We start from the raw sequence: 23,232 nt of genomic DNA on the forward strand, positions 1-23,232 counted from the left end.
GCCGTATGACTGTCCTGAACACGTCCCTGCACGAGCTGGACCCGGAGATCGCGGCCGCGGTCGACGCCGAGCTGCACCGTCAGCAGTCGACCCTGGAGATGATCGCCTCCGAGAACTTCGCGCCGCTCGCGGTGATGGAGGCCCAGGGCTCGGTCCTCACCAACAAGTACGCCGAGGGCTACCCGGGCCGCCGCTACTACGGCGGCTGCGAGCACGTCGACGTCGCCGAGCAGATCGCCATCGACCGGATCAAGGAGCTGTTCGGCGCCGAGTACGCCAACGTGCAGCCCCACTCCGGCGCCTCCGCGAACCAGGCGGCCCTGTTCGCGCTGGCCCAGCCCGGGGACACCATCCTCGGCCTGGACCTGGCGCACGGCGGTCACCTGACCCACGGGATGCGGCTGAACTTCTCCGGCAAGCAGTTCGACGTGGTCGCCTACCACGTGGACGTCGAGACCGGCCTGGTCGACATGGCCGAGGTCGAGCGGCTCGCCAAGGAGCACCGCCCGAAGGTGATCATCGCCGGCTGGTCGGCGTACCCGCGGCAGCTGGACTTCGCCGAGTTCCGCCGGATCGCCGACGAGGTCGAGGCCTACCTGTGGGTCGACATGGCCCACTTCGCGGGCCTGGTGGCCGCCGGGCTGCACCCCAACCCGGTGGAGCACGCGCACGTCGTCACCTCGACCACCCACAAGACGCTGGGCGGCCCCCGCGGCGGCATCATCCTGGCCAAGAAGGAGTTCGCGAAGAAGCTGAACTCCTCCGTCTTCCCGGGCTTCCAGGGCGGCCCCCTGGAGCACGTGATCGCGGCGAAGGCGGTCTCCTTCAAGGTCGCCGCCTCGGCGGACTTCAAGGAGCGCCAGCAGCGTACGGTGGAGGGTGCGCGCATCCTCGCCGAGCGGCTGACCGCCCCGGACGCCCGTGAGGCCGGGATCAACGTGCTCTCCGGCGGCACGGACGTGCACCTGATCCTGGTGGATCTGCGTGAGTCCGAGCTGGACGGGCAGCAGGCCGAGGACCGGCTGCACGAGGTCGGCATCACGGTCAACCGCAACGCGGTCCCGAACGACCCTCGCCCGCCGATGGTCACCTCGGGTCTGCGCATCGGTACGCCGGCCCTGGCGACCCGCGGTTTCACGGCCGAGGACTTCGCCGAGGTCGCGGACGTGATCGCGGCGGCGCTGAAGCCGTCCTACGACGCGGAGGGCCTGCGGGCGCGCGTGAAGGCGCTCGCCGACAAGCACCCGCTCTACGCGGTTCTGAACAAGTAAGTCACGTTTCACGGGGCACCGCGCACACTGGAGGTACCGGCGTGCGCGGTGCCCGCGCCCTGTACCACCGGTTTTCGCACCGCCCCTTGCACCACCCCCGTATTGAGGAGTCATCCGTGGCCATCTCGGTCTTCGACCTGTTCTCGATCGGCATCGGCCCGTCCAGCTCCCACACGGTCGGCCCGATGCGCGCGGCGCGCATGTTCGCCCGCCGGCTGCGCAACGAGGACCTGCTCGGATCCGTCGCGTCCCTGCGCTGCGAGCTGTACGGCTCGCTGGGCGCGACCGGACACGGGCACGGCACCCCGAAGGCGGTGCTGCTCGGCCTGGAGGGCGCCTCGCCGCGCACGGTGGACGTGGAGACGGCCGACGAGCGGGTGGAGGGGATCAGGGCGGCGGGCCGTCTGAAGGTGCTCGGCGAGCACGAGATCGCCTTCTCCTTCGACGACGACCTGGTCCTGCACCGGCGCAAGGCCCTGCCGTACCACGCCAACGGCATGACGATCTGGGCCTTCGACGGCTCGGGGGCCGAGCTGCTGTCGAAGACGTACTACTCGGTCGGCGGCGGCTTCGTCGTGGACGAGGACGCGGTGGGCGCGGACCGCATCAAGCTGGACGACACGGTCCTGAAGTACCCGTTCCGCACGGGCGACGAGCTGCTGCGCCTCACCAAGGAGACGGGGCTGTCCATCTCCTCGCTGATGCTGGAGAACGAGCGGGCCTGGCGCACCGAGGAGGAGATCCGCGCCGGGCTGCTGGAGATCTGGCGGGTGATGCGCGAGTGCGTGCAGCGCGGCATGTCCCGTGAGGGCATCCTGCCGGGCGGCCTCAGGGTCCGGCGCCGTGCGGCCGTCTCGGCCCGCCAGCTGCGTGCCGAGGGCGACCCGCTGGCGCACGCCATGGAGTGGATCACGCTCTACGCGATGGCCGTGAACGAGGAGAACGCGGCCGGCGGGCGCGTGGTGACGGCCCCCACCAACGGCGCGGCCGGCATCATCCCGGCGGTCCTGCACTACTACATCAACTTCGTGCCCGGTGCGGACGAGGACGGGGTGGTCCGCTTCCTGCTCGCCGCGGGTGCGATCGGCATGCTCTTCAAGGAGAACGCCTCCATCTCGGGCGCCGAGGTCGGCTGCCAGGGCGAGGTCGGCTCCGCCTGCTCCATGGCCGCGGGCGCCCTCGCCGAGGTGCTCGGCGGCTCCCCCGAGCAGGTGGAGAACGCGGCCGAGATCGGCATGGAGCACAACCTGGGCCTGACCTGCGACCCGGTCGGCGGCCTGGTCCAGATCCCGTGCATCGAGCGCAACGGCATGGCCGCGGTGAAGGCGGTCACGGCCGCGAAGATGGCGATGCGGGGCGACGGCTCGCACAAGGTGTCCCTGGACAAGGTCATCAAGACCATGAAGGACACCGGCGCCGACATGAGCGTGAAGTACAAGGAGACGGCCCGGGGCGGTCTCGCGGTGAACATCATCGAGTGCTGACGGGCGAGGTCCGGCAGGCGCCGGCCCCGGCTGCGGCTGCGGCTGACAGGCGACGGCCGACGGCGGTGGCCGCAGGCGGTCGCCGCCGGGCCGTGGCAGGCGGGCGGCCGACGGACGCCGGCCGAGGAGGGGGCAGGCTGTGCACGCGGTGGTGGCGGAGGTCTGGCGGGGCGACTTCCTGGAGTCGGTGCACCACGGGACGGTCCATGCGGCCGGCCCGCGGGGACGCACCGTGCTGAGTGTCGGTGAGACGGACCGCCCCCTGTACCCGCGGTCGGCCAACAAGCCGCTCCAGGCACTCGGCATGCTGCGGGCCGGCCTCGGCCTGGACGGCGAACTGCTGGCGCTGGCGTGCGCCAGCCACTCCGGCGAGGCGTTCCACCTCGACGGCGTGCGCAGGATCCTCCGGGGCGCCGGCCTGGACCCGGGTGCGCTGCGGTGCACGCCGGGACTGCCCCTCGGCGAGGACGCGCTGCGCGCCCACCTCATGTCCGGCGGCGGCCCCGCCCCGCTGACGATGAACTGCTCGGGCAAGCACGCGGCGATGCTCGCCACCTGCGTCGCGGCCGGCTGGGACACGGCCACGTACCTGGACCCGCGGCACCCGCTGCAGCGTGCCCTGCGCGAGACCGTCGAGGACCTGGCCGGCGAGAAGGTCGCCGCCACCGGGGTCGACGGCTGCGGCGCGCCGCTGTTCGCCCTCGGCTACCGGGGTCTGGCGCGGGCGTTCGCCACGCTGGCGACGAGCGCGCCCGGCACCCTGGAGCACCGGGTCGCCCGGGCGATGAACCGGCACCCCGAGTACGTCGGCGGCACCGGCCGGGACGTGACCCGGCTGATGCGGGCGCTGCCCGGCTCGGTGGCCAAGGACGGCGCCGAGGGCGTCTACGCGCTGGCGCTGCCCGACGGCTCCTCCGTCGCCCTGAAGATCGCCGACGGCTCCCGGCGGGCCCGCCCCGTCGTCATGGTGGCCGCGCTGCGCAGGCTCGGCGTGGCGACGGACGCGGACGAGACCCTCGCCGGCCTGGCCACCGTCCCGGTCCTCGGACACGGCGAACCGGTCGGCGCGGTACGGGCCGCGCGGGCACTGCGCGCGTAGGACGACGGCGCTCGCGCGTCGCCCGGACGCCTCCTCCCGGTCATTCCCCGGACGTGTCGGCCTGTGACGGTCACGGGAAGCCGGCTGTACACGTCGGTACGAGGAGTGACTGTGCCCGGTTCCCCGCTCGGCGGACTGCCCGTGATGTGGCTGCGCGACAACTGCCCGTGCGCGCGGTGCCGTGATCCGCGTTCCGGGCAGAAGCTGTTCCAGATCTCTTCGCTGCCCGCCGGGCTGCGCATCGACTCGGCCGTCGAGAGGGACGGGACCGTCGAGGTGCTCTGGGCGCCCGACGGGCACCGCTCGGTGTACCCGGCGTCCTGGACGGCGGCCCACCGGCAGGGCGGGCCGGGCCGCCGGGATCCGCGCACCGAGGACGGCAAGGAACTGTGGACGGCGCGCGACCTGGCCGGGCGGCTGCCGGAGGCGGACTGGACCGCGTACCTGGAGGATCCGGCCGTACGCGCGCGGATGCTGCAGTCCGTGCTGCGGCTCGGCTTCATGGTGCTGCGCGGGGTGCCCCCGCACGAGGGCGAGGCGCTCGATGTGGCGGAGACCTTCGGGTTCGTCCGCGAGACCAACTACGGCAGGCTCTTCGACGTACGCGTCGTGCCCGACCCGAACAATCTCGCCTTCACCTCGGCGGCCGTCTCGCCGCACACCGACAACCCCTACCGTGATCCGGTGCCGACGCTCCAGCTGCTGCACTGTCTGGTCAACGACGCGGAGGGCGGCGACTCCGGTCTGGTGGACGGGTTCGGGGCGGCCGCGCTGCTGCGGCGCACGGACCCGGAGGCGTTCGAGGTGCTCACGCGGACGCCGGTGCCGTTCGTGTTCCGGGACGCGGACACCGAGCTGCGTGCCGAGCACCCGCTGATCGGCACCGATCCGCTCGGCCGGGTGCGCGAGGTGCGGTTCAACAACCGCTCCACCGGCACCCTGCGGCTGCCCGCCGGACAGCTGGAGGCGTTCTACCGCGCCTACCGCACCTTCGCCGAGCTGCTGCTCCGCCCGGAGCTGCGGCTGGACCTGCGGCTCGCGCCGGGCGACTGCCTGGTGTTGGACAACACCCGTCTGCTGCACGCCCGTACCGCGTTCGCCCGGGACGGGGCACGGCACCTCCAGGGCGCGTACGCCGATCTGGACGGGCTGGCGAGCACGCTGGCGGTGCTGCGGCGGGCGGACTCCCTGGCGCCGCTGGCCGCGTTGTTCGCCGGGGCGGGGTCGGCGGAGTACCTGGGCGAGCCGGTGTCCATGGCCCAGCACATGCTGCAGGCCGGAGCCCTGGCCGAGGCCGCGGGCGCCCCGCCGCACCTGGTGGCCGCCGCTCTGCTGCACGACGTCGGGCACGTGGACGGGGACGTGGTCACCGGGCGCGCCCTGATGTCCGGCAGCGACAACCGGCACAGCCACACCGGTGCCGACGCGCTGGGCCGCTGGTTCGGGCCCGAGGTCACCGAGCCGGTGCGGCTGCACGTGGCCGCGAAGCGCTATCTGTGCGCGGTGGAGCCGGGGTACCACGCCCGGCTGTCCGAGGCGTCGAAGTACACGCTGGAGGTCCAGGGCGGGGTGATGAGCCCGGTGCAGGCGGCCGAGTTCGCCGCGCTGCCGGGTGCCGCCGACGCGGTCGCCGTGCGCCGCTGGGACGACGAGGCCAAGGACCCGGACGCCTTCACCCCGCCGTTCGAGCACTTCCTCCCGCTGCTCACCGGGTTGCGGCGCGACTAGCGAGCCGGCAGCAGGGCAAGCCGGGAGCGAGGCAGGCGGGGCCCGGGGCAGGTCCGGGAGCAAGGCAGGCGGGGCCCGGGGCAGGTCCGGGAGCAAGGCAGGCGGGGCCCGGGGCAGGTACGGGAGCAAGGCAGGCGGGGCCCGGGGCAGGTACGGGAGCGAGGCAGGGGGGCGGAGGACGGCCGCGGGGCGGGAGCGGAGGCGGGACCGGCCGCCGTGGGCCGGCCCCGCCTCATGCCCGTCACACCGTGTGGACGGTCCCCGCGTAGCGCTGGGCGAAGCGGGTGCCGGTGCCCGCGGTGACCGTGACGTCGTACCGCCCCTCCTCGGTGCGCCACGTCAGCCGCCTGCGGTCACCCGCCCCCACCCATACGGTCCGCTCCTCGCCGCCGAAGTCGTTCGGCGTGAGCGTGAAGGCCACCTCGGTGCCGCCGGCGTTGCGCAGCTCCAGTTCCACGGCGCCGTGCCGCAGGGCGGCCGTGACCACGGGGACCGCCACGTCGTCCTGTCCCCCGCGGACGACCGTGCCGGAGAAGCGGCGGACGAACCCGTCGGCGCCGTACACGGAGAAGTCGTAGCGGCCGTCGGTGGCGGCGGCGTCCCAGACGTAGGTGCGCGACGAGCGCGCCGGGACCGTGAACGGGGTGCCGGTGAAGGGCAGGGCGGTGGTGGGCAGCACGGTGAAGTGGTAGCCGGCGGTGCCGTCGTTGGTGAGGGTGCAGGTGACCTTGCCGGTGGCCCGGTCGACGGTCACGTCGGCCCACGGCCGGTACGGCAGCGGGCGGCGCGGGCGGTGGCCCTCCTCCTGCACGGGCATGGACTGCTGGGCCGGCACCTTGACCGGCGGCAGCGCGTTGCCGGCGTCGGCCTTCGCCATCAGGGCGACCGTGTCGGGGAGCCCGGGAATGCTGTAGTCGGGCCTGCCGAAGTCGAAACAGCTGGTGAGGTCGCCGCAGACGGTGCGCCGCCAGTCGGAGATGTTGGGTTCGCGCACACCGGTGACGCGTTCGAGGAAGCGCAGCACCGAGGTGTGGTCGAAGACCTGGGAGTTGACCCAGCCGCCGCGCGACCAGGGCGAGACCACCCACAGCGGGACACGGGCGCCCAGGCCTATCGGCCTGCCGTCGGCGAACTCGTCCTTGGTGCCGGGCTCGGGGAACGGCGGGATGACGTGGTCGAAGTACCCGTCGTTCTCGTCGTACATGAGCAGGAAGACGGTGTGCTTCCACACGTCGGGGTTGGAGAACAGCGACTGCAGCGCGGTGTTCACCCAGTGGGCGCCGTAGTCGGGGCTGGCGTTCGGGTGCTCGCAGAACAGGTAGGGAGCCACCAGCCAGGAGACGGTGGGCAGGGTGCCGTCCTTGCAGTGCTGGTCGAAGGCCGTGAGGTCCCACTTCGTCATCGCGTTGACGTGGCGCGGGTCGTCCTTCGGGAACTCGTGGAACTGCTTGAAGTACGACAGGGCGTTGTCGTCGTAGTCGCCGTGGCGGTCGTCGGAGCCGTCCGGGTTGTGGTAGACCCGCCAGGTGATGCCGGCCTGCTCCAGGCGCTCGGCGTACGTCGTCCAGTCGGCCACCGGGTTGCCCGTCACCGGGGTGTTGTCGGTCCAGGGGCCGGTGGTGCCGTCCGTACCGGGGCCGGCGGTGCCGGTCCACAGGTAGAGGCGGTTGGGGTCGGTGGGGCCGTTCAGCGAGCAGAAGTAGCCGTCGCAGAGGGTGAAGGCGTCGGCGAGCGCGTACTGGTACGGGATGTCCTCGCGGGTGAAGTAGCCCATGGTGCGTTCGCCCTTGGCGGCGACCCACTTGTCCATGGCGCCGCCGTTGACGGCCGTGTGGCCGGTGTCCCAGTCGTGCGGGAGGCCGCCCGCGTTCTGCGCGTTGTACTTCGTGGTGTCCATGCGGAAGGGCAGGAGGTGGCCCTCCTTGCGGCCTCTGGCGGGCTGCCGGAACACCGGGTCACCGCTGCGCAGGACGGCGGCCTGGCGGTCGCCGAAGCCGCGGACGCCGCTCAGGGTGCCGAAGTAGTGGTCGAAGCTGCGGTTCTCCTGCATCAGGATGACGACGTGCTTGACGTCGGCGATGCTGCCGTGCGTGGCGCCGGCGGCCCCGGCCGTGCCGGGGAGTCCGGTGGCGAGGGCGGCTCCGGCCGCGGCGGTGCCGATGAAGGAGCGGCGGCTGATCTCGGTCATGGAGGTGAGTCCTTCGGTGCGTCGGGGGGTCAGCCGCGGGCGGGGAGGGAGAACGTGACGACGGCGGCGGCGTGGTCGGAGGGCCAGCCGTTGCCGGCGGTGTCCGGTACCGGCCGGGGCCAGCCGGTGCACAGGGTGTGCGCCTCCAGGACCTTGAGCCGGCCCGCGAACTGGACCTGGTCGATGCGGTCCTGCGGTTCCGCCCCGCCGCCCTCGTGCCGCGGCCTGACGGGGGACCAGGTGGTGCCGGGCTCCTTCACCGGGTCGGGGTGGGCCGCGCGGAAGGCGTCGACGAGGCCGGCCCGCTCCAGCGCCTCGGTGACGGGCCAGCGGACCCGCCCCATTCCCGCGTGCGCGGACGCCGTACGGCTCGTCCAGTCGTGGTGGGACGGCGAGGCGAGTCCGGCCGCCAGCACGACGGGCCTCCGGGCGGCCAGCTCCGGCCGCAGCGCGGCGACCAGCGCCTGCACCTGCCGGTAGCGCGCCGTCTCCTTCTCCGCCGCCTCGACCTGCGCGGGCGTCCGGCCCGCCGCGAGGGCGTACGGCCCGTAGTCGCCCTCGTCCAGCTGGGCCGACCACAGGCGTACCGTGCGGTCGCCGGGCAGTCGCAGGGTCGCCGCGGTGGCCGGCAGTTCCGGGGCGGGGGCGACGGTGTCGGTGAGCGGGTAGCGGCTCACGAGACCCAGGCCGCCGGCCTGGTGGGCGTGCCAGCCGAGCGCGCCGGCGAGCTTCTCGGCGGCGCCGTCGGCGCACTCCTGGAGGGCGACGGCGTCCCAGCCCTGGGTGAGCACCAGGCGCAGCTGCTTCTCCAGGGCGCCGTCGACGTGGGTGCCGCCGTCCCAGAGGTTCAGCGTGGCGACCTTCAGCCGCAACCGGTCGCGGGAGGCACGCACCGGGACCTGCACGGTGACGGTGTCGGAGCCGGCGACGCCGTCGGTGACCGAGACCACCATCCGGCCGGGCGTGCGCGGCGCGAGGACGGGCGCCGTGCCGCTGACCGTTCCGTCGGCGGCGACGGACAGCCACCGGTCGCCGGAGAGGCGCTCGAAGGCCGCGCTGCCGGGGGCGTTGCCCTGCGGCCGGATCCACAGTCCGCCGAGCTTCACCGTGAACGAGGTGCCCGCGGTCTGCGCGCCGGTGGTGACGGCGTCCACGACCGCGTACGGGCGCGGGTCGACCGGGCGGGCCGCGACGCTGAACGGGGCGGTGCGGGCGAGCACGCCGTAGCCGTCCTTCGCCAGCAGGTACGCGGTGTACGAGCCGCTGCCGAGCCCGGAGGTGTCGAGGGTGACGTCACCGGTGGCGCCGGGCGTGTACTCCCAGGCGAGGGAGGAGCCGTGACCGGGCTGCCGGTCGCCGTCGTACACGCCGACCCAGTTCTTGGCGTCCGGTGCGTCCGTCGTCCAGTGGAAGGAGAGCTTGTCACCCTCGTGCGGGGTGGGCGTGGTCAGGGTGACGGAGTCCCCGGAGGGCGCTCCGGCGAAGCTGAACGGCTCGGTCCGGGCCAGGACGCCGTAGCCGTCCTTGGCCAGCAGACAGGCGGTGTACGGCCCGCCGCTCAGCTGGGAGGTGTCCAGGGTCGTCTGTCCGGTGGCGCCGGGAACGTACGCCCAGACCAGGGGGTTGCTGCCGCTGCCGGGCAGCCGGTCGCCGGCGAGGACGCCGATCCAGTTCTTGGGGTCGGGCGTGTCCGTCGCCCAGGTGAAGGTCACTTTGTCGCCGCGTTGCGGGGGTGCCGGGGTGGCGCGGGTGATGCTGCTCCCGGCTGCGGTCTCGGAGGGGGATGACACGGTGACGGGCTCCCAAAGTTGTATAGATAACTTTGACCCCAGCTAGCCTTCCTCCGGCGACTCCCACATGAACGCCAGATGGCCACGTTCCAGTGCTCAGAAGGGAAATCGGATCGCACCGGTCCCCGGAAGGCGCCCCTGGGGCCGCCCCGGGTGAACACCTGCTGTGCACAGCACGTCGTGAGTGCCCGACTCCTGCGCATCCGGACGCCGTCCTGGGGCCACCCCGCGGCAACCACCCCGCCGTACGCTGAACGCCGACTCAACTCGCCTATTCAAAAGGGGACTTGACCGCATGCGAGCAGTGAGACGGCTGGCGGCGCTGCTGAGCGCCGCCGCGCTTGTGCTGGTGGTACCCGACTCCGCCCACGCGGCCGCGCCGAAGTTCTCCGGGACGACGGCCATCGGCACGCACAACGCCTACGAGAAGTCCAAGTACCCGTACTTCGCCCAGGCCCTGGACTCCGGCGCCTCGCTGCTGGAGCTGGACGTGTACGCCGACACCCTCAGCCACCGCTGGCGGGTCAGCCACAGCAACCCGTGGGGCAACGACAACAACTGCGAGGCGGCGAAGGCACCGGGCGAGCTGTACGGCAAGAGCCGCAACCAGGACCTCGGCGGCTGCCTGGACGACATGGCCGCCTGGAACCAGCTGCACCCCGACCACCCGCCGATCGTCGTCAAGGTCGAGTTCAAGGTCGGCTTCAACGACAGGGCCGGCCTCGGCCCCGACGAGTTCGACACGCTCGTCCGGCAGAAGCTCGGCAGCAGCGTCTACAAGCCGGCCGACCTGCTCGCCGGGACGTACCCCTCGCTGGACTCCGCCGCGAAGGCGGACGCCTGGCCCTCCCGCGACGCGCTCAGGGGCAAGTTCCTCTTCGAACTGATCCCGGGCACGGTGGAGAAGGCCAACCCGTTCGACCACTACTGGACGGACGAGGAGTACGGCGACCATCTGCGTGACCTGTACGCCGTCGGCCGTACCGACCAGGCGCAGGCCTTCCCCGCGGTACTGGGCGCCGAGAACGGCGATCCGCGCACCGGCCGCTACGACGCCTCGATCCGTCCCTGGTTCGTGTTCTTCGACGGCGACGCGGCGACCTACGTCGGCAACGGCTACGACACGTCGTTCTACTCCGCCAACCACTACATCCTGATCACGACGGACGCCCCCGGCGTGTCCCCGGCGATCTCCTCCACCGACCCGACGGACGCCGAGGTCGCCGCCCGCCTCGCCCTGCTGGCCGGGAACCACGCGAGCCTGATCACCTCCGACTGGTCGGCGAAGTCCGCGTCGGTGCTGGGCTCGGTGACCACCCGGGGCTGAGGTTCCGGCGGGCGCGCACGGGGGACAACCATCACATGCTGCATGGCATCGACGTAAGCGCCTACCAGTCCTCGTCCTATGCCACGAACGGCCTCTCCTTCGTCTTCGTCAAGGCGACGGAGGGCCGTTCGTACGTCAATCCCCGGCTGGCCGCGCAGACGAAGAGGGGCCGCGACGCCGGACTGGTCGTCGGCTTCTACCACTTCCTGTGGCCCGGGAACCTCACCGCCCAGGCCGAGTACTTCGTCCAGCACGCCCCGGAACGCCGCGGCGACATCCTCGCCGTCGACTGGGAGACCACCGGCGACGGCACCCGCGCGAGCAACGCCGAGAAGGACCGTTTCATCCGGAAGGTGAAGGAGTTACGCCCGCACAACCGGGTGGTCCTCTACACGAACCGTGACTTCTGGCTGACGGTCGACACGACCTCCTACGCCGGCGACGCCCTGTGGATAGCCGACTACGTGTCCGCCGGCAAGCCCCGCATCAAGGCCAAGTGGCTGTTCCACCAGTACACCAGCGACCCCCACGACAAGGACGTGGCGAACTTCGCGACCGCGGCCGCACTCAGGGAGTGGGCCGGCGGCGCGTGAGGGCACCGGCCAGGTCAGCCCCTGAAGTCCGCCGGGCGTTCCGGTGACGCCTCGGCGAGGGCCTTGCGCACCGCGTCCACGCCTGCGCGCAGACCGTAGACGGGGGTGCCGGGCTGCTGGCGCCAGGAGTCGGCGACGGTGCCCGCGTCGACCGTGTCGAAGCCGAGTTCGTCGATCAGGTCGCGGACGGTCTTCTTGGCCGTCTCGTCGTCGCCGGCGACCGGGAGGGCCATGCGTTCGGGGTCGCCCGCGGGGCGGGGGCGGTCCAGGATGTCCTGGGCGTAGGTGCCGTTGAAGGCCTTGATCACCGGGTGGCCGAGGTGCTGCTCGGTCCAGCGGCTCTCGGTGAGGCCCTCGTCCTCGATGGCGGCGATCCGGCCGTCCCGCTGCTGCGGGTAGTAGTTGCCGGTGTCGATCACCGCGACCGGGTCGGCGGCGCCGTCCAGCAGCCCGGCGGGCAGGCCCGGGACCGCCTTCAGCGGGACGGTGACGACCACCACCTGGGCGCCCTTGGCCGCGTCCACAGCCCGGACCGCCGTGGCGCCGGTCTCCTCGGCCAGTTCCCGGAGCGTCTCCGGGCCGCGGGAGTTGGCCACGGAGACGTCGTGTCCGAGGGCGGTGAGCCGCCGGGTGAGGTTGCCGCCGATGTTTCCCGCACCGATGATGCCGATCTTCATGGCTGACCTTCCGGATGATTCATGCACGTGCATGCCTCTGTCACGGGGGTCAACCACACCGGCCGCCGGCCTGTTCCCGCGCTCCGCCGACCGGTTCGCGCGCAGCGCCGCCGCGGGGCGGCCCACACCTCGGAGCAGGCGCGCAGGGGTGCCCCTCCCCGTGCGGGACGGGCACCCCCTGCCGTCATCGGGTCACTTGCTCAGGTAGGCCCAGAACTCGTCGAACGACAGCACCTTGTCGCCGTTGAGGTCGCGGGTCCTGATGATGGCCTCCGCGACCGTCTCGGTGACGTTCCAGTCACCTTCCTGGGCCAGGGCGGACTTGAACTCCGCTGCGGTGATGAAACCGTCACCGTCCGCGTCGATCCGCTGGAACTGCTTGCGTGCTTCCTCGATGTCCGCCACCGATCCGCCCCTTTTGTTCGTGTTTCTCATGCCGTGCTGGCGTACTGACGCTGGTCAGATTAACGGCCCCCGGAGATGCGGGGTGCGGCGACCACCCGGGGGGCTCCCCGGCGCGCGGGGGCGGGGCCGCCGGCCGGCCGACGGCGGAAAGTCCGGTGCCGTCGCCGGTCCACGGCCGTGACGGCGCGTCCGGCCGGTCCGGCTCAGCGGAAGATGCCGGTGTGCCCCAGTGAGTAGCGGCCGGGCTGGGGGTAGACGGCGAGGCCGTGGGGGCCGCTGCCGACCTTGATCCGGGCCAGTTCGGTGCCGGTGCGGGTGTCGATGGCGTACACCTCGGCGTTGTAGCGGCCGGAGAGCCACAGCACCTTGCCGTCGGCCGAGACCCCGCCCATGTCGGGGCTGCCGCCACCGGGCAGGCGCCACTTCCCGGTGAGCCGCTTGCGGGTGAAGTCGAAGAGGGAGATGGTGCCCTCGCCCCGGTTGGAGATGTACATCACGCGCGAGTCCCGGCTGACGTAGAGGCCGTGGGCGCCCTTGCCGGTGGCGAGGAACGTGGGCCGGGTGAACTTGTCGCCGTCGAGGATCCACACGCCGTCGGCGACCATGTCGGCGATGTAGAACAGCTTGCCGTCCGGGGAGATCTTGACGTCCTGCGGCATGGCGCCCTTCAGCGGCAGCCTCTCCTGGGCGACGACCTTCATGGCGGCCGTGTCGACCTTGAGGACCTCGCCGCTGAACTCGCAGGAGACGATGAAGTAGCGGCCGTCGGCGGAGAAGTCGGCGTGGTTGACGCCGTAGCAGCTGACCGGGACGGCCTTGACGACCTTCATGGTGTGCGCGTCCCGGAAGACGAGCTGACGGTCCATGGAGGCCATGACGACGGCGTACTTGCCGTCGGGCGTGAAGTACAGGTTGTACGGGTCGTGCACGTCGACCGGCTTGCCGGCCTTGCCGGTGCGCGGGTCGATGGGGGTGAGGCTGTTACCGAGGTCGTTGTTGACCCAGAGGGTCTTCAGGTCCCAGGACGGTACGACGTGCTGGGGCTGGCGGCCGACCGGGATGGTCTCGACGACCCGGTAGGTCGCGGGGTCGATGACGGTGACCGTGTCGGAGTTGGTGTTGGGGACGTAGACCCGCGCGGGGAAGTCCTTGACCACGGGCGAGAGCCGGCCTGGCCGGTCGGCGGCGTAGAGGTCGGCCGGGTCCTCCACCGGCGGCATCCCGGGCAGCACGTTCACCTGCGGCTGCTTGCGCACCTCCGGCTGGACCGGCGCCTTGCTGGCGACGGCCTCGTTCTCGTGCCGGGCGCCGCCGCCGCACGCGGACAGCAGGGTCAGGGCGGTGACGGCGGCACCGGCGGCCAGCAGGCGGGCGGCTTTCGTGGTTCGCATCAGCTCAGCAGCTCCGTGGTGGTGACCGCGCGCATTCCGCGGCGGCCGAGTTCGTTCAGGACGTCGGGGAGGGCGGTGACGGTGTCCGCATAGCCGAAGTGCAGGCTCACCACGGATCCGTTCCGCACGTCGGCGAGCACCTTGCGGGTGACGGCTGCGGCGCCGGGGCGGGTGTAGTCGAGCGAGTCGACCTCGTACGACAGCACGTGCGGGTAGCCGGCGGTGCGGGCCAGCCGGGCGACGAGCGGAGTGGCGGTCGCGGTGCGGGAGGGGCGGAACCAGGTGCCGATGGACCCGGTCAGCCGCTGGAGCCGCTCGGCGCAGTCGGTGATCTCCCGGCGCGCGTCGGCCTCGGACATGGCGTTGACGGAGACGTGCCGCTGGGTGTGGTTGCCGAGGTCGTGGCCGCCGTCGAGGATGCGGCGGGCGAGGTCCGGGTGCGTGTCCAGCCAGCTGCCGACGGCGAGCACGGTCAGCCGGGCGCCGTGCCGCTCGGCCGTGGTGAGCAGGGTGCGGGCGAGTGCGGGATCGCCCTGGCCGTGGAAGGTGAGGGCCACCTGGGCGCGGGTGCGCGGGCCGTGCGTGATGTGGACGGGCAGACCGGGGTAGGCGCGCGGAACGGGGGCCGACGAGGGGCGCGCGGAGGGGGAGGCGGGGACCGGGGCGGGGGTCGTCGTGGGGGTGGGGGTGGCACGGGGCGCGGCGGCCTGGCCGGTGCCGCAACCGGCGGTGAGCGCACCCCCGGCGACGACACCGGCGCCCGCGCGCAGCACCCCGCGTCGGTTGGTGGTGGTCACTCGCACCATTTAAGGGGTGGTTGGTACGAAAACCGCCGATTAGCCCGATGGTGGGGCCCTTTCGGGTCGCGGCGCCCGGAGTCCGCTAGCGGTCGGCGACCCGCATCTCGAACCAGGTCGTCTTGCCCCGCGGCAGCAGGTCGACGCCCCAGCGGTCGGAGAGCTTGTCCACCAGGAACAGGCCGCGTCCGCTGACGTCCAGTTCCTGGACCGGCATCAGACAGGGCAGGCCGCGCGAGGGGTCACGGACCTCCACCCGGATCCAGCCGGTGCGGCGGCGCATGCGGAGGCCGAAGACGCGGGCGCCGGTGTGCCGTACGGCGTTGCCGACGAGTTCCGACACGAGCAGGACGGCGTCCTCGGCGAGCTTGGGGGTGAGCCGCCAGGTGCGCAGGACGACGACCTGGGCGAGGCGGCGCGCGGTGGCCGCGGACTCCGGGCGGGACGGCAGCGGGACCTCTGCCTCCGTCGGGTTTCCGAACAGTTCGAGCGCCTTCAGCGCCTGTTCGTCCTCGACCGCGGGAGACCAGCGTGCCGCGGCAGTACGGCCGTGTCCCCGTGGCTGTTCGATGCCCTCCAGCCCCGCCATGCCCCCATGATGGCCGCCCGCGGCCGACTTGGGGGCCGTTCCGCAGGAATACGCCCCCCGTACGCCCCCGCTCCACTCCAGGCGACCGTCATATGCCGTAGGCATGGCACCGTCCGGTGCGGCCCGACTGACCTGCGACGACGGATCGCTCCCGGGCAATCGCCGATCTCCCTCGATACGGCAGACTTAAGGTTGCCTTAAGGCTTCCATAAACCGCCCCATCGAGGGACCCGGATGAGACGACGCGTCGACGGCAGGGCCACCCGCGCGAGTCAGCGCGAAGTCCGCACGGCTGACGCTCAGCGGAACTTGGCCTTGCCCGGCCCCTCCTCCACGAAGCTGCGCATGCCCTCGGCGCGGTCCTCGGTGGCGAACAGACCCGCGAACCAGTTCCGTTCGACGGCGAGGCCGGTGTCGATGTCGGTCTCCAGGCCGGTGTCGACGGACTCCTTGGCCGCGCGCAGCGCGATCGCCGGACCCTGGGCGAGCCGGGCGGCCCAGGCGTGGGCCTGCTCGTAGACCTCGGCGGCCGGGACGACCCGGTCCACCAGGCCGATGGCGAGGGCCTCGTCGGCCTTGACCTGACGGCCGGTGAAGATGAGGTCCTTGGCCTTGGAGGGGCCGACCAGCCGGGGCAGCCGCTGGGTGCCGCCGGCGCCCGGGATGAGGCCGAGCAGGATCTCGGGCTGGCCGAGCTTGGCGTTGTCGGCGGCGATCCGGAAGTCGGCGCACAGGGCCAGCTCGCAGCCGCCGCCCAGCGCGTAGCCGGTGACGGCCGCGACGACGGGCTTGGGGATGCGGGCCACGGCGGTGAAGGAGTCCTGCAGGGCGCGGGCGCGCAGGACCATCCCGGTGTGGTCCATGTCCTGCATCTCCTTGATGTCCGCGCCCGCCGCGAACACCCGCTCGCCGCCGTAGATCACCACGGCGCGCACGTCGTCGCGGCGCGTGGCCTCCTCGGCGAGTTCCTTCAGCCGGTCCTGGGTGGCCACGTCCAGCGCGTTCATCGGCGGCCGGTCCAGACGCAGCGTGCCGACGCCTTCGGCGACTTCGAGAGTGACGGTCATGAAGGCAGGTTAACGGGGACTAACGGCTGCCGGGCCGGTGCGGTCGGTCACATTCGGCCGGGGGTCCGGGGGTTGCCCCCGGACAGGCACAGCACGGGGACTAACGGCTGCCGGGCCGGTGCGGTCGGTCACATTCGGCCGGGGGTCCGGGGGTTGCCCCCGGACAGGCACAGCACGGGGACTAACGGCTGCCGGGCCGGTGCGGTCGGTCACATCCGGCCGGGGGTCCGGGGGTTGCCCCCGGACAGGCACAGCACGGGGACCAACGGCTGCCGGGCCGGTGCGGTCGGTCACATTCGGCCGGGGAGAACGGCAACGGGCCCGGTGCCGTGGGTTCCGGCACCGGGCCCGTACGTCGGCCGGGGCTCACTTCTTCCAGTCGGCCCAGGACATGTTCCAGCCGTTGAGGCCGTTGGCCGGGTCCACCGTGCGGTCGTCGGAGTTCTTCACGACCACGACGTCCCCGATCATCGAGTGGTTGAAGAACCAGGCCGCCGGGACGGAGCTGTCGTAGCCGCCGCGCACGTCCCGCAGGCCGACGCAGCCGTGGCTGGCGTTGAAGTTCCCGAAGGCGCCGCCGCCCCAGTAGTTGCCGTGGATGAAGGTGCCGGAGGTGGTGAGGCGGATGGCGTGCGGGACGTCCTTGATGTCGTACTCGCCGCCGTAGCCGACCGTCTCGCCGTTCATCCGGGTCACCGTGAGCTTCTCGCTCATGACCATCTGCCCGTTCCACGTGTCGTAGCCGGGCTTGCCGGTGGTGACCGGGATGGTTTTGACGGTCTTGCCGTCCTGGGTGACCTTCATCGTGTGCTTCTTGGCGTCCACGACGGAGACCTGGTTGCGGCCGATGGTGAACTTCACGGTCTTGTGCTGCTCGCCGTAGACGCCGTCGCGGCCCTCGACGCCGTCCAGGTCGAGGTCGACGGTGACCTTCGTGCCTTCCTTCCAGTACTGCTCGGGACGGAAGTCCAGGCGGTCGTTGCCGAACCAATGGCCCTCGACGTCGACGGCAGGCTCGGTCCTGATGCGGATGGCCTTCTCGACGTCGTCCGGGTTGGTGATGCCCCGCGTGAAGTGGACGGAGAACGGCATGCCGACGCCGACCGTGGAGCCGTCCTCGGGCGTGAAGGTGCCGGCGAAGGTGTTCTGCGGGGTGAGCGTCGTGAAGCTGGCGTCCTCGGCGGACTCGCGCCCCTCGGAGTCCTTCGCGACCGCGTGCACGGTGTACTTGGTGGCCGCGGCCAGGTGACGCGACGGCGTCCAGGAGGCGCCGCCCCCGGTGATCGCCCCGGCGACCTTCGCGCCCTTCTCGTCCTTGACCGTGACCTCGGTCAGCTTGCCCTTGGCGACGCTGACCTTGAGCGCCCCGCTGGTGTCGACGCCGGTGGCGCCGGACTTGGGCGCGATGGTGACGGCGGCCGCGGACTGTCCGCCCTTGACGGCGTCCTTGCCCTTGCCGTTCCCGGAGCCGGCCCCGGAGTCCTCGCCCCCGCCGCACGCGGCGAGCGACAGCACCAGGGCGCCGGCTATCGCTGCCAGTCCCCTACGGCCTCGCCGTCCCCTCGCCGACGCCCCCGTTACAGGCCGCATGTTCAATTTGTTCTCCCCTCGCCGGGCCTCCCCGGCCCGCTCCCCACCACACTGCTGCGCGCATATTAACTGCCAGGTTTTGAGCAAGGCGTCAGGGGAAGGTCACCGTTCTGTCGCAACTTCCGCCTGACGTCCTCACCGCGCACCGCACCCCCCCACCTGGTTATTTCACCGCGCTGCCGGCCTTCCACTCCTTCCAGGCCATGTTCCATCCGCCGAGGCCGTTGTCGGGGGCGACGGTCTTGTCCTTGCTGTTGACCACCTCGATGACGTCACCGACGAGGCTGCGGTCGAAGAACCAGCCCGCCGGGGTGTCCGAGCTGCCGCCCTTCACGTCCATCAGACCCACGCAGCCGTGGCTGACGTTGGTCTGGCCGGGAGCGTCCGGGGCCCAGTAGTTGCCGTGCAGGAAGGTGCCGGAGTCGGTGAGCTTCATGGCGTGCGGGACGTCGGGGATGTCGTACTCGCCGCCGAATCCGACCGTCCGGCTGTTCATGCGGGTGACCTCCAGCATGTCCATCACCACCATCTTCCCGTTGTACGTCGGGTGCTTGGGGGCACCCGCGGTGATCGGGACGGTGGTCAGGAGCTGCCCGTCGCGCCGTACGGCCATGGTGTGCCTGGCCGCGTCGACCAGCGAGACCTGGCTGCGGCCGACGGTGAAGGTGAACGTCTTGTCCTGGAGCCCGTAGACGCCACGGGCGCCCTCGACGTCCCGCAGGTCCAGGTCGACGGTGACCTCGGTGCCGGGCTTCCAGTACTGCTCGGGGCGGAAGTCCAGGCGGCCCTTGCCGAACCAGTGCGGGCGGATCTCGACGGGGGGCCGGGCGGTGACGTGGACCGCGCTTTCGACGGCGGCGCGGTTCTCGATCTCCCGGCTGAAGGAGAGCGAGACGATCATCCCGGTGCCGACGGTGGCGCGGTTCTCCGGGGTGACGTAGCCGATGAACCGCTCGTCGGGGACGTAGGTGGTGAACGTGGTGTGCCGGGCCGAACGGCGGCCGTGCGCGTCCAGCGCCACCACGTCGACGGTGTAGCGGGCGGCCAGCGCCAGCCCGTTCCCGTCCGGCCGCCAGGACAGGCCGTCCTCGCTGATCCGCCCCGGGACCGGGGTCTCCTGTGCGTCCTGCGACCGCACGACCGTCACCTTCTCCAGGCGCCCGCCGGGCACCCGGACCTGGAACCGTTCGCCGGGGCGTACGCCCTTGCTGCCGTCGTCGGGTGTCACCCGGATGACGTCCTCGGGGGCCGGGGGCTTGACCAGCGCCCCGCCCATGCCCAGCGGCCCCGAGCCGTCCGAGGAGCAGCCCGCCAGCAGCCCCGCCCATGTCAGTACCGCGGCCAACGCGGCCCCCGCGCGCCGTGCGCGTCCTTGTACGTGCCTCACACCGGGCTCAACGACCGTGCCCGCTCCGGGGAAACGTGAGTGCGAGCCACGCGCTGGGCAGAACAGAGGGAAGGACGACACGGGGAGCCTCCCCAGAAGGGGTGTCCCCAGCCCGGCCGGAGCCGTCGGGGCGCGGTCGTGCCGTGGAACCGGGGGTTGCCGAAACGCTCCCCCGGCTGCTCGGCACGGCCGACCGCGCCCCTCGGGCGAGCCACTGAGAAGAGGGGCCGACAGTGACGAGCGCAGCCGAGCAGCGGGCACCGGCCGAGGAGCCGGCCGCCGGGAGCGGGCAACCGGCGGCGGTGAACGGCGCGCGGCGGGCCGTACCGCCCGTCCCGCCCGTGTGGCCCGGTGCACCGACCCCGCTGGGGGCACGGTTCCGGGTCGGCCCGGACGGGGTCGCAGGCACCAACTTCGCGCTGTGGGCAGCCGGGGCGGAGGGGGTGCGGCTGTGTCTGTTCGACGAGGGGGGCCGGGAGACGCGGATCCCGCTGACCGAACTGACGCACGAGATCTGGCACGGCTTCGTGCCGGGCGTGATGCCGGGGCAGCGGTACGGCTTCCGGGTGGACGGGCGCTGGGATCCGTGGACCGGTGCCCGCTGGAACCCGGCCAAGCTGCTGCTCGACCCCTACGCCCGCGCGGTGGACGGCGAGTTCGGGCTGCCGCCGGAGGTGTACGGGCACGTCCGGGACTGGCCGGACCAGCAGGTGGCCGACACCGTGCGCGACGAACGGGACTCGGCGCCGCACGTGCCGAAGGGCGTGGTCGTCCATGACGACGACGACTGGTCCGACGACCGCCGCCCCAAGACGCCGTGGGCGGACTCGGTCATCTACGAGCTGCACGTGCGCGGCTTCACCAGGCTGCACCCGGACATCCCCGGGGAACTGCGCGGCACCTACGCCGGGCTCGCCCACCCGGCCGCGATAGCGCACCTGACCGGACTGGGCGTCACGGCCGTCGAACTGCTGCCCGTGCACCAGTTCGCGCACGAGGACCACCTGCTGCGCCGGGGTCTGAAGAACTACTGGGGCTACAACTCCATCGGCTACTTCGCCCCGCACGCCGCCTACGCCGCCTCCGGTACGACCGGCCAGCAGGTCGGCGAGTTCAAGCGGATGGTGCGCGCACTGCACGCGGCCGGCATCGAGGTCATCCTCGACGTGGTCTACAACCACACCGCGGAGGCCGGCGAGCTGGGGCCGTCGCTGTCCCTGAAGGGCATCGACAACCGCGGCTACTACCGGCTCCAGGACGACGCCCGCCGGTACGCCGACTACACCGGCTGCGGCAACACCCTGCACGTCGTCCAGCCCCAGGTGCTGCGGCTGATCACCGACTCGCTGCGGTACTGGGTGACCGAGATGGGTGTCGACGGCTTCCGCTTCGACCTCGCGGCGGCGCTGGCCCGCTCGATGCACGACGTCGACATGCTGTCCCCGTTCCTCGCGGTGATCGCCCAGGACCCGGTGCTGCGCCGGGTGAAGCTCATCGCCGAGCCCTGGGACATCGGCTCCGGGGGCTACCAGGTGGGGGCCTTCCCACCCCTGTGGACCGAATGGAACGACCGCTACCGCAACGCCGTCCGGGACTTCTGGCGGCACGCCCTGCCCGACGTCCGCGAGATGGGCTACCGCCTGTCCGGCTCCAGCGACCTGTACGCCTGGGGCGGCCGGCGCCCCTACGCCTCGGTCAACTTCGTCACCGCGCACGACGGTTTCACCCTGCGCGACCTGGTGTCGTACGAGTCCAAGCACAACGACGCCAACGGCGAGAACAACCGGGACGGCACGCACGACAACCGGTCCTGGAACTGCGGCACGGAGGGCGAGACCGACGACGAGCGGGTGCGGGCGCTGCGGCGCCGGCAGCTGCGGAACCTGCTGACCACCCTGCTGCTGTCCACCGGTGTGCCCATGCTGGTGGCCGGCGACGAACTCGGCCGCACCCAGCGCGGCAACAACAACGCCTACTGCCAGGACAACGAGATCAGCTGGCTGGACTGGTCCCTGCTGGAGGATCCCGGCTGGCGGGCGCTGTGCGAGCTGACCTCGCGGCTGATCGCGCTGCGCCACCGGCATCCGGTGCTGCGCCGGCGGGCCTTCTTCTCCGGCCGGGCCCAGACCGCGGACGGGCTGCGCGACCTGGCCTGGTTCACCGCGCGGGGCGCGGAGATGACCGAGGGAGACTGGTACGCGCCCGCGGCCACGCTGGGCATGTACCTCTCCGGGCGGGACATCCCGGGCCGGGACGAGCGGGGCGCGCCGGTGGTGGACGACAGCTTCCTCGCCGTCCTGCACGCGGGCGACCGGCCGACGGACTTCGTGCTGCCGGGACCGCCGTGGGCGGAGCGGTACGAGGTGGTCGTGGACACCTCCGCGGAGGAGCAGGCGGTGGCGCCGGGCACGGTCCACCCGGCCGGGGCCGAGATCACGGTGCAGGCGCGGGCGGTACTGCTGCTGCGGGTCGCCTGATCCCGCCCGGGAGGCGGTGCGAGAGACTCTCCCGGGCCTGTGCGCCGCCTGTGCGTGACGCGGATCACGTTCGCCTGGTGCAGCGCGGGCGGGGGTCCAGGGCCTTTCCCCTGGTGTAGACAGCCGGCGAGGACGGGGACCGTGGGGATGGAGCAGACCAGGGCCGGTGAGTACGACGCGTTCGTGGCGGCCCGCTGGTCGGTGTTGTTCCACCTGGCCCGTCTGCTCACCGGCGGGGACCGGCACCGCGCCGAGGACCTGTTGCAGGAGTCCTTGGTCAAGCTGTGGTTCGTCTGGGCGAAGGTCGCCGACGAGGCGCCCGAGGCCTATGTCCGCAAGGTGCTGGCGCGGGCCGCGGCCCGGTCGGCCCGGCGGCGCTGGTGGGGCGAGCGGCCCGTGGAGGTGCTGCCCGAGGTGGCGGCGGCCGGCGACATGTCGGCGACCGTGGCCGAGCGTTCCCGGCTGGAGGCGGCGCTCGCGCAGCTGACGCCGCAACAGCGGGCCGCCGTGGTGCTGCGCTACTACCAGGACCTGCCCGACCGGCAGGTCGCGGAGGCCCTGGGCTGCCCGGTGGGCACGGCCCGGTCCCATGCCGCGCGCGGGGTGGCCCGGCTGCGCCGGCTGCTGGCCGACGTCATCGAGCCGGTGGGGTGAGGGAGAACCCATGGACCGCATGGATCGCACGGACGGCTATGACGCCTTGGACGGTATGGCGCACGGGGAGCGCCCGGAGTACGGGGAGCGCCGGGGCCGGCCGGACCGTACCGGCCCCGCCCTGGGCACCGGCCGCACGGACGGGGCGGAGCGGACGGAGGGCATGGATCAACCGGACCGTTTCGAGCGGCAGCTGACGCGGCTCATGCACCAGGACCGGCAGCCCGCGGCCTTCGAGAACCGGCACCGGGAGGCGCTGCGCGCGGGCGTGCGGGCCCGGCGCCGGGTGCGTGCCGCACGCCGGGCCGCCGGTTCCGTGCTGGCGGTGGCCGGCCTCGGCCTGGGGCTGTTCCTGTGGCCGCACGGCCGGACCGACGACCGGCCGACCGCACCGCACCCCCGGCCGATGATCAGCCCGAGTCCGGCTCCGAGCACCTCGCCGTCCCCGACGCCGACGCCGACGCCGCCCCTGTCACCGAGCGCGCCGCCGTCCTCGACCTCGACGGACTCCCCGACGCCGGACGACACCTGGACCACCTCCGCACCGCCCTCGCGCACCGAGACCTCGGCCACCGCCACGCAGTGGCCGCCGTCGGCCACGGCCGGCTCCCGGGACGGCAGCGCCACACCGCCGGCCACGGCGACGGTGAGTGCGACCGGCGAGCCGCCGGACGAACCCACCTCGGCGATCAGCCCCTCCGGCTAGCCGCCCTTGCCC

The 23,232-nt window shown here is 72.5% G+C and carries 19 protein-coding genes; 9 read left to right on the forward strand and 10 right to left on the reverse strand.

Annotated features, from left to right (window positions below):
• Nucleotides 1-5: 5 nt before the first annotated feature.
• From glyA to tmpA, 4 genes are all read left to right on the forward strand, one after another.
• Nucleotides 6-1,271 (forward strand): serine hydroxymethyltransferase, encoded by a 1,266-nt coding sequence (gene glyA, locus JK359_RS32750; protein WP_201843233.1) that lies wholly within the window; start codon nt 6-8, stop codon nt 1,269-1,271.
• 116 nt (nt 1,272-1,387) lie between these two features.
• Entirely contained in the window at nt 1,388-2,755 is a 1,368-nt protein-coding gene (locus tag JK359_RS32755; RefSeq protein ID WP_201843234.1) for an L-serine ammonia-lyase, read from the forward strand.
• A gap of 139 nt (nt 2,756-2,894) precedes the next feature.
• A complete protein-coding gene (locus tag JK359_RS32760) occupies nt 2,895-3,854 on the forward strand; it encodes an asparaginase (protein ID WP_201843235.1) in 960 nt (319 codons plus the stop codon).
• Between the two features lie 111 nt (nt 3,855-3,965).
• The gene (tmpA, locus tag JK359_RS32765; RefSeq protein ID WP_307788372.1) at nt 3,966-5,582 is read left to right on the forward strand and encodes a 2-trimethylaminoethylphosphonate dioxygenase; all 1,617 of its coding nucleotides are present in this window, start codon (nt 3,966-3,968) and stop codon (nt 5,580-5,582) included.
• A gap of 241 nt (nt 5,583-5,823) precedes the next feature.
• On the opposite strand, the gene JK359_RS32770 is transcribed toward tmpA, so the two are convergent.
• Both JK359_RS32770 and JK359_RS32775 read right to left on the reverse strand, forming a co-directional pair.
• Nucleotides 5,824-7,770 carry a phosphocholine-specific phospholipase C gene (locus JK359_RS32770; RefSeq protein WP_201843236.1) on the reverse strand — a complete coding sequence of 649 codons (1,947 nt, stop codon included), beginning with the start codon at nt 7,768-7,770 and terminating at the stop codon, nt 5,824-5,826.
• A gap of 29 nt (nt 7,771-7,799) precedes the next feature.
• Nucleotides 7,800-9,560, reverse strand: coding sequence for an endonuclease/exonuclease/phosphatase family protein (locus JK359_RS32775; protein WP_201843237.1), 1,761 nt, complete (start codon nt 9,558-9,560; stop codon nt 7,800-7,802).
• 295 nt (nt 9,561-9,855) lie between these two features.
• Here JK359_RS32775 and JK359_RS32780 point away from each other — a divergent pair, with 295 nt between their 5' ends.
• Together JK359_RS32780 and JK359_RS32785 are read left to right on the forward strand one after the other, a co-directional pair.
• Nucleotides 9,856-10,887: a phosphatidylinositol-specific phospholipase C domain-containing protein gene (locus JK359_RS32780; protein WP_201843238.1), complete on the forward strand. Its 1,032-nt coding sequence runs from the start codon at nt 9,856-9,858 to the stop codon at nt 10,885-10,887.
• 35 nt (nt 10,888-10,922) lie between these two features.
• A complete protein-coding gene (locus JK359_RS32785) occupies nt 10,923-11,480 on the forward strand; it encodes a glycoside hydrolase family 25 protein (RefSeq protein WP_201843239.1) in 558 nt (185 codons plus the stop codon).
• Between the two features lie 14 nt (nt 11,481-11,494).
• Here JK359_RS32785 and JK359_RS32790 read toward each other — a convergent pair whose 3' ends face one another.
• The 8 genes from JK359_RS32790 to JK359_RS32825 form a co-directional block, all read right to left on the reverse strand.
• Complete coding sequence (locus JK359_RS32790) at nt 11,495-12,157, reverse strand: NADPH-dependent F420 reductase (protein WP_201843240.1); 663 nt, start codon at nt 12,155-12,157, stop codon at nt 11,495-11,497.
• 192 nt (nt 12,158-12,349) lie between these two features.
• On the reverse strand, nt 12,350-12,562 hold the full coding sequence (locus tag JK359_RS32795) for an EF-hand domain-containing protein (protein WP_030179761.1): 213 nt from the start codon (nt 12,560-12,562) through the stop codon (nt 12,350-12,352).
• A 203-nt stretch (nt 12,563-12,765) separates the two neighbouring features.
• On the reverse strand, nt 12,766-13,953 hold the full coding sequence (locus JK359_RS32800) for a YncE family protein (protein WP_201843241.1): 1,188 nt from the start codon (nt 13,951-13,953) through the stop codon (nt 12,766-12,768).
• Nucleotides 13,953-14,759 carry a polysaccharide deacetylase family protein gene (locus JK359_RS32805; RefSeq protein ID WP_201843242.1) on the reverse strand — a complete coding sequence of 269 codons (807 nt, stop codon included), beginning with the start codon at nt 14,757-14,759 and terminating at the stop codon, nt 13,953-13,955. Before JK359_RS32805 ends, JK359_RS32800 begins: the two co-directional genes overlap by 1 nt.
• Before the next feature lie 76 nt (nt 14,760-14,835).
• Nucleotides 14,836-15,339 carry an ATP-binding protein gene (locus tag JK359_RS32810; RefSeq protein ID WP_201843243.1) on the reverse strand — a complete coding sequence of 168 codons (504 nt, stop codon included), beginning with the start codon at nt 15,337-15,339 and terminating at the stop codon, nt 14,836-14,838.
• 299 nt (nt 15,340-15,638) lie between these two features.
• Entirely contained in the window at nt 15,639-16,406 is a 768-nt protein-coding gene (locus JK359_RS32815; protein ID WP_201843244.1) for an enoyl-CoA hydratase/isomerase family protein, read from the reverse strand.
• A gap of 366 nt (nt 16,407-16,772) precedes the next feature.
• On the reverse strand, nt 16,773-17,996 hold the full coding sequence (locus tag JK359_RS32820; RefSeq protein WP_201843245.1) for a L,D-transpeptidase: 1,224 nt from the start codon (nt 17,994-17,996) through the stop codon (nt 16,773-16,775).
• 163 nt (nt 17,997-18,159) lie between these two features.
• Entirely contained in the window at nt 18,160-19,383 is a 1,224-nt protein-coding gene (locus JK359_RS32825; RefSeq protein ID WP_201843246.1) for a L,D-transpeptidase, read from the reverse strand.
• Nucleotides 19,384-19,616: 233 nt separating this feature from the next.
• Here JK359_RS32825 and glgX point away from each other — a divergent pair, with 233 nt between their 5' ends.
• The 3 genes from glgX to JK359_RS32840 all read left to right on the forward strand — a co-directional run bounded on the left by glgX (nt 19,617) and on the right by JK359_RS32840 (nt 23,220).
• Nucleotides 19,617-21,860, forward strand: a complete 2,244-nt coding sequence (glgX, locus tag JK359_RS32830; RefSeq protein ID WP_201843247.1) for a glycogen debranching protein GlgX — start codon at nt 19,617-19,619, stop codon at nt 21,858-21,860.
• A 147-nt stretch (nt 21,861-22,007) separates the two neighbouring features.
• Nucleotides 22,008-22,514: a SigE family RNA polymerase sigma factor gene (locus JK359_RS32835; protein WP_201843248.1), complete on the forward strand. Its 507-nt coding sequence runs from the start codon at nt 22,008-22,010 to the stop codon at nt 22,512-22,514.
• A 10-nt stretch (nt 22,515-22,524) separates the two neighbouring features.
• On the forward strand, nt 22,525-23,220 hold the full coding sequence (locus JK359_RS32840) for a hypothetical protein (RefSeq protein ID WP_236678807.1): 696 nt from the start codon (nt 22,525-22,527) through the stop codon (nt 23,218-23,220).
• Nucleotides 23,221-23,232: the final 12 nt, after the last annotated feature.

Source organism: Streptomyces actinomycinicus, from assembly GCF_016741775.1.
Classification (GTDB): Bacteria; Actinomycetota; Actinomycetes; order Streptomycetales; family Streptomycetaceae; genus Streptomyces; species Streptomyces actinomycinicus.

Coding starts and splice junctions, on each gene's coding strand:
- glyA (WP_201843233.1), top strand. CDS start 6: ATGACTGTCCTGAACACGTCCCTGCACGAGCTGGACCCGGAGATCGCG.
- JK359_RS32770 (WP_201843236.1), bottom strand. CDS start 7,770: ATGACCGAGATCAGCCGCCGCTCCTTCATCGGCACCGCCGCGGCCGGA.
- JK359_RS32780 (WP_201843238.1), top strand. CDS start 9,856: ATGCGAGCAGTGAGACGGCTGGCGGCGCTGCTGAGCGCCGCCGCGCTT.
- JK359_RS32785 (WP_201843239.1), top strand. CDS start 10,923: ATGCTGCATGGCATCGACGTAAGCGCCTACCAGTCCTCGTCCTATGCC.
- JK359_RS32790 (WP_201843240.1), bottom strand. CDS start 12,157: ATGAAGATCGGCATCATCGGTGCGGGAAACATCGGCGGCAACCTCACC.
- JK359_RS32800 (WP_201843241.1), bottom strand. CDS start 13,953: ATGCGAACCACGAAAGCCGCCCGCCTGCTGGCCGCCGGTGCCGCCGTC.
- JK359_RS32805 (WP_201843242.1), bottom strand. CDS start 14,759: ATGGTGCGAGTGACCACCACCAACCGACGCGGGGTGCTGCGCGCGGGC.
- JK359_RS32810 (WP_201843243.1), bottom strand. CDS start 15,339: ATGGCGGGGCTGGAGGGCATCGAACAGCCACGGGGACACGGCCGTACT.
- JK359_RS32815 (WP_201843244.1), bottom strand. CDS start 16,406: ATGACCGTCACTCTCGAAGTCGCCGAAGGCGTCGGCACGCTGCGTCTG.
- JK359_RS32820 (WP_201843245.1), bottom strand. CDS start 17,996: ATGCGGCCTGTAACGGGGGCGTCGGCGAGGGGACGGCGAGGCCGTAGG.
- JK359_RS32835 (WP_201843248.1), top strand. CDS start 22,008: ATGGAGCAGACCAGGGCCGGTGAGTACGACGCGTTCGTGGCGGCCCGC.
- JK359_RS32840 (WP_236678807.1), top strand. CDS start 22,525: ATGGACCGCATGGATCGCACGGACGGCTATGACGCCTTGGACGGTATG.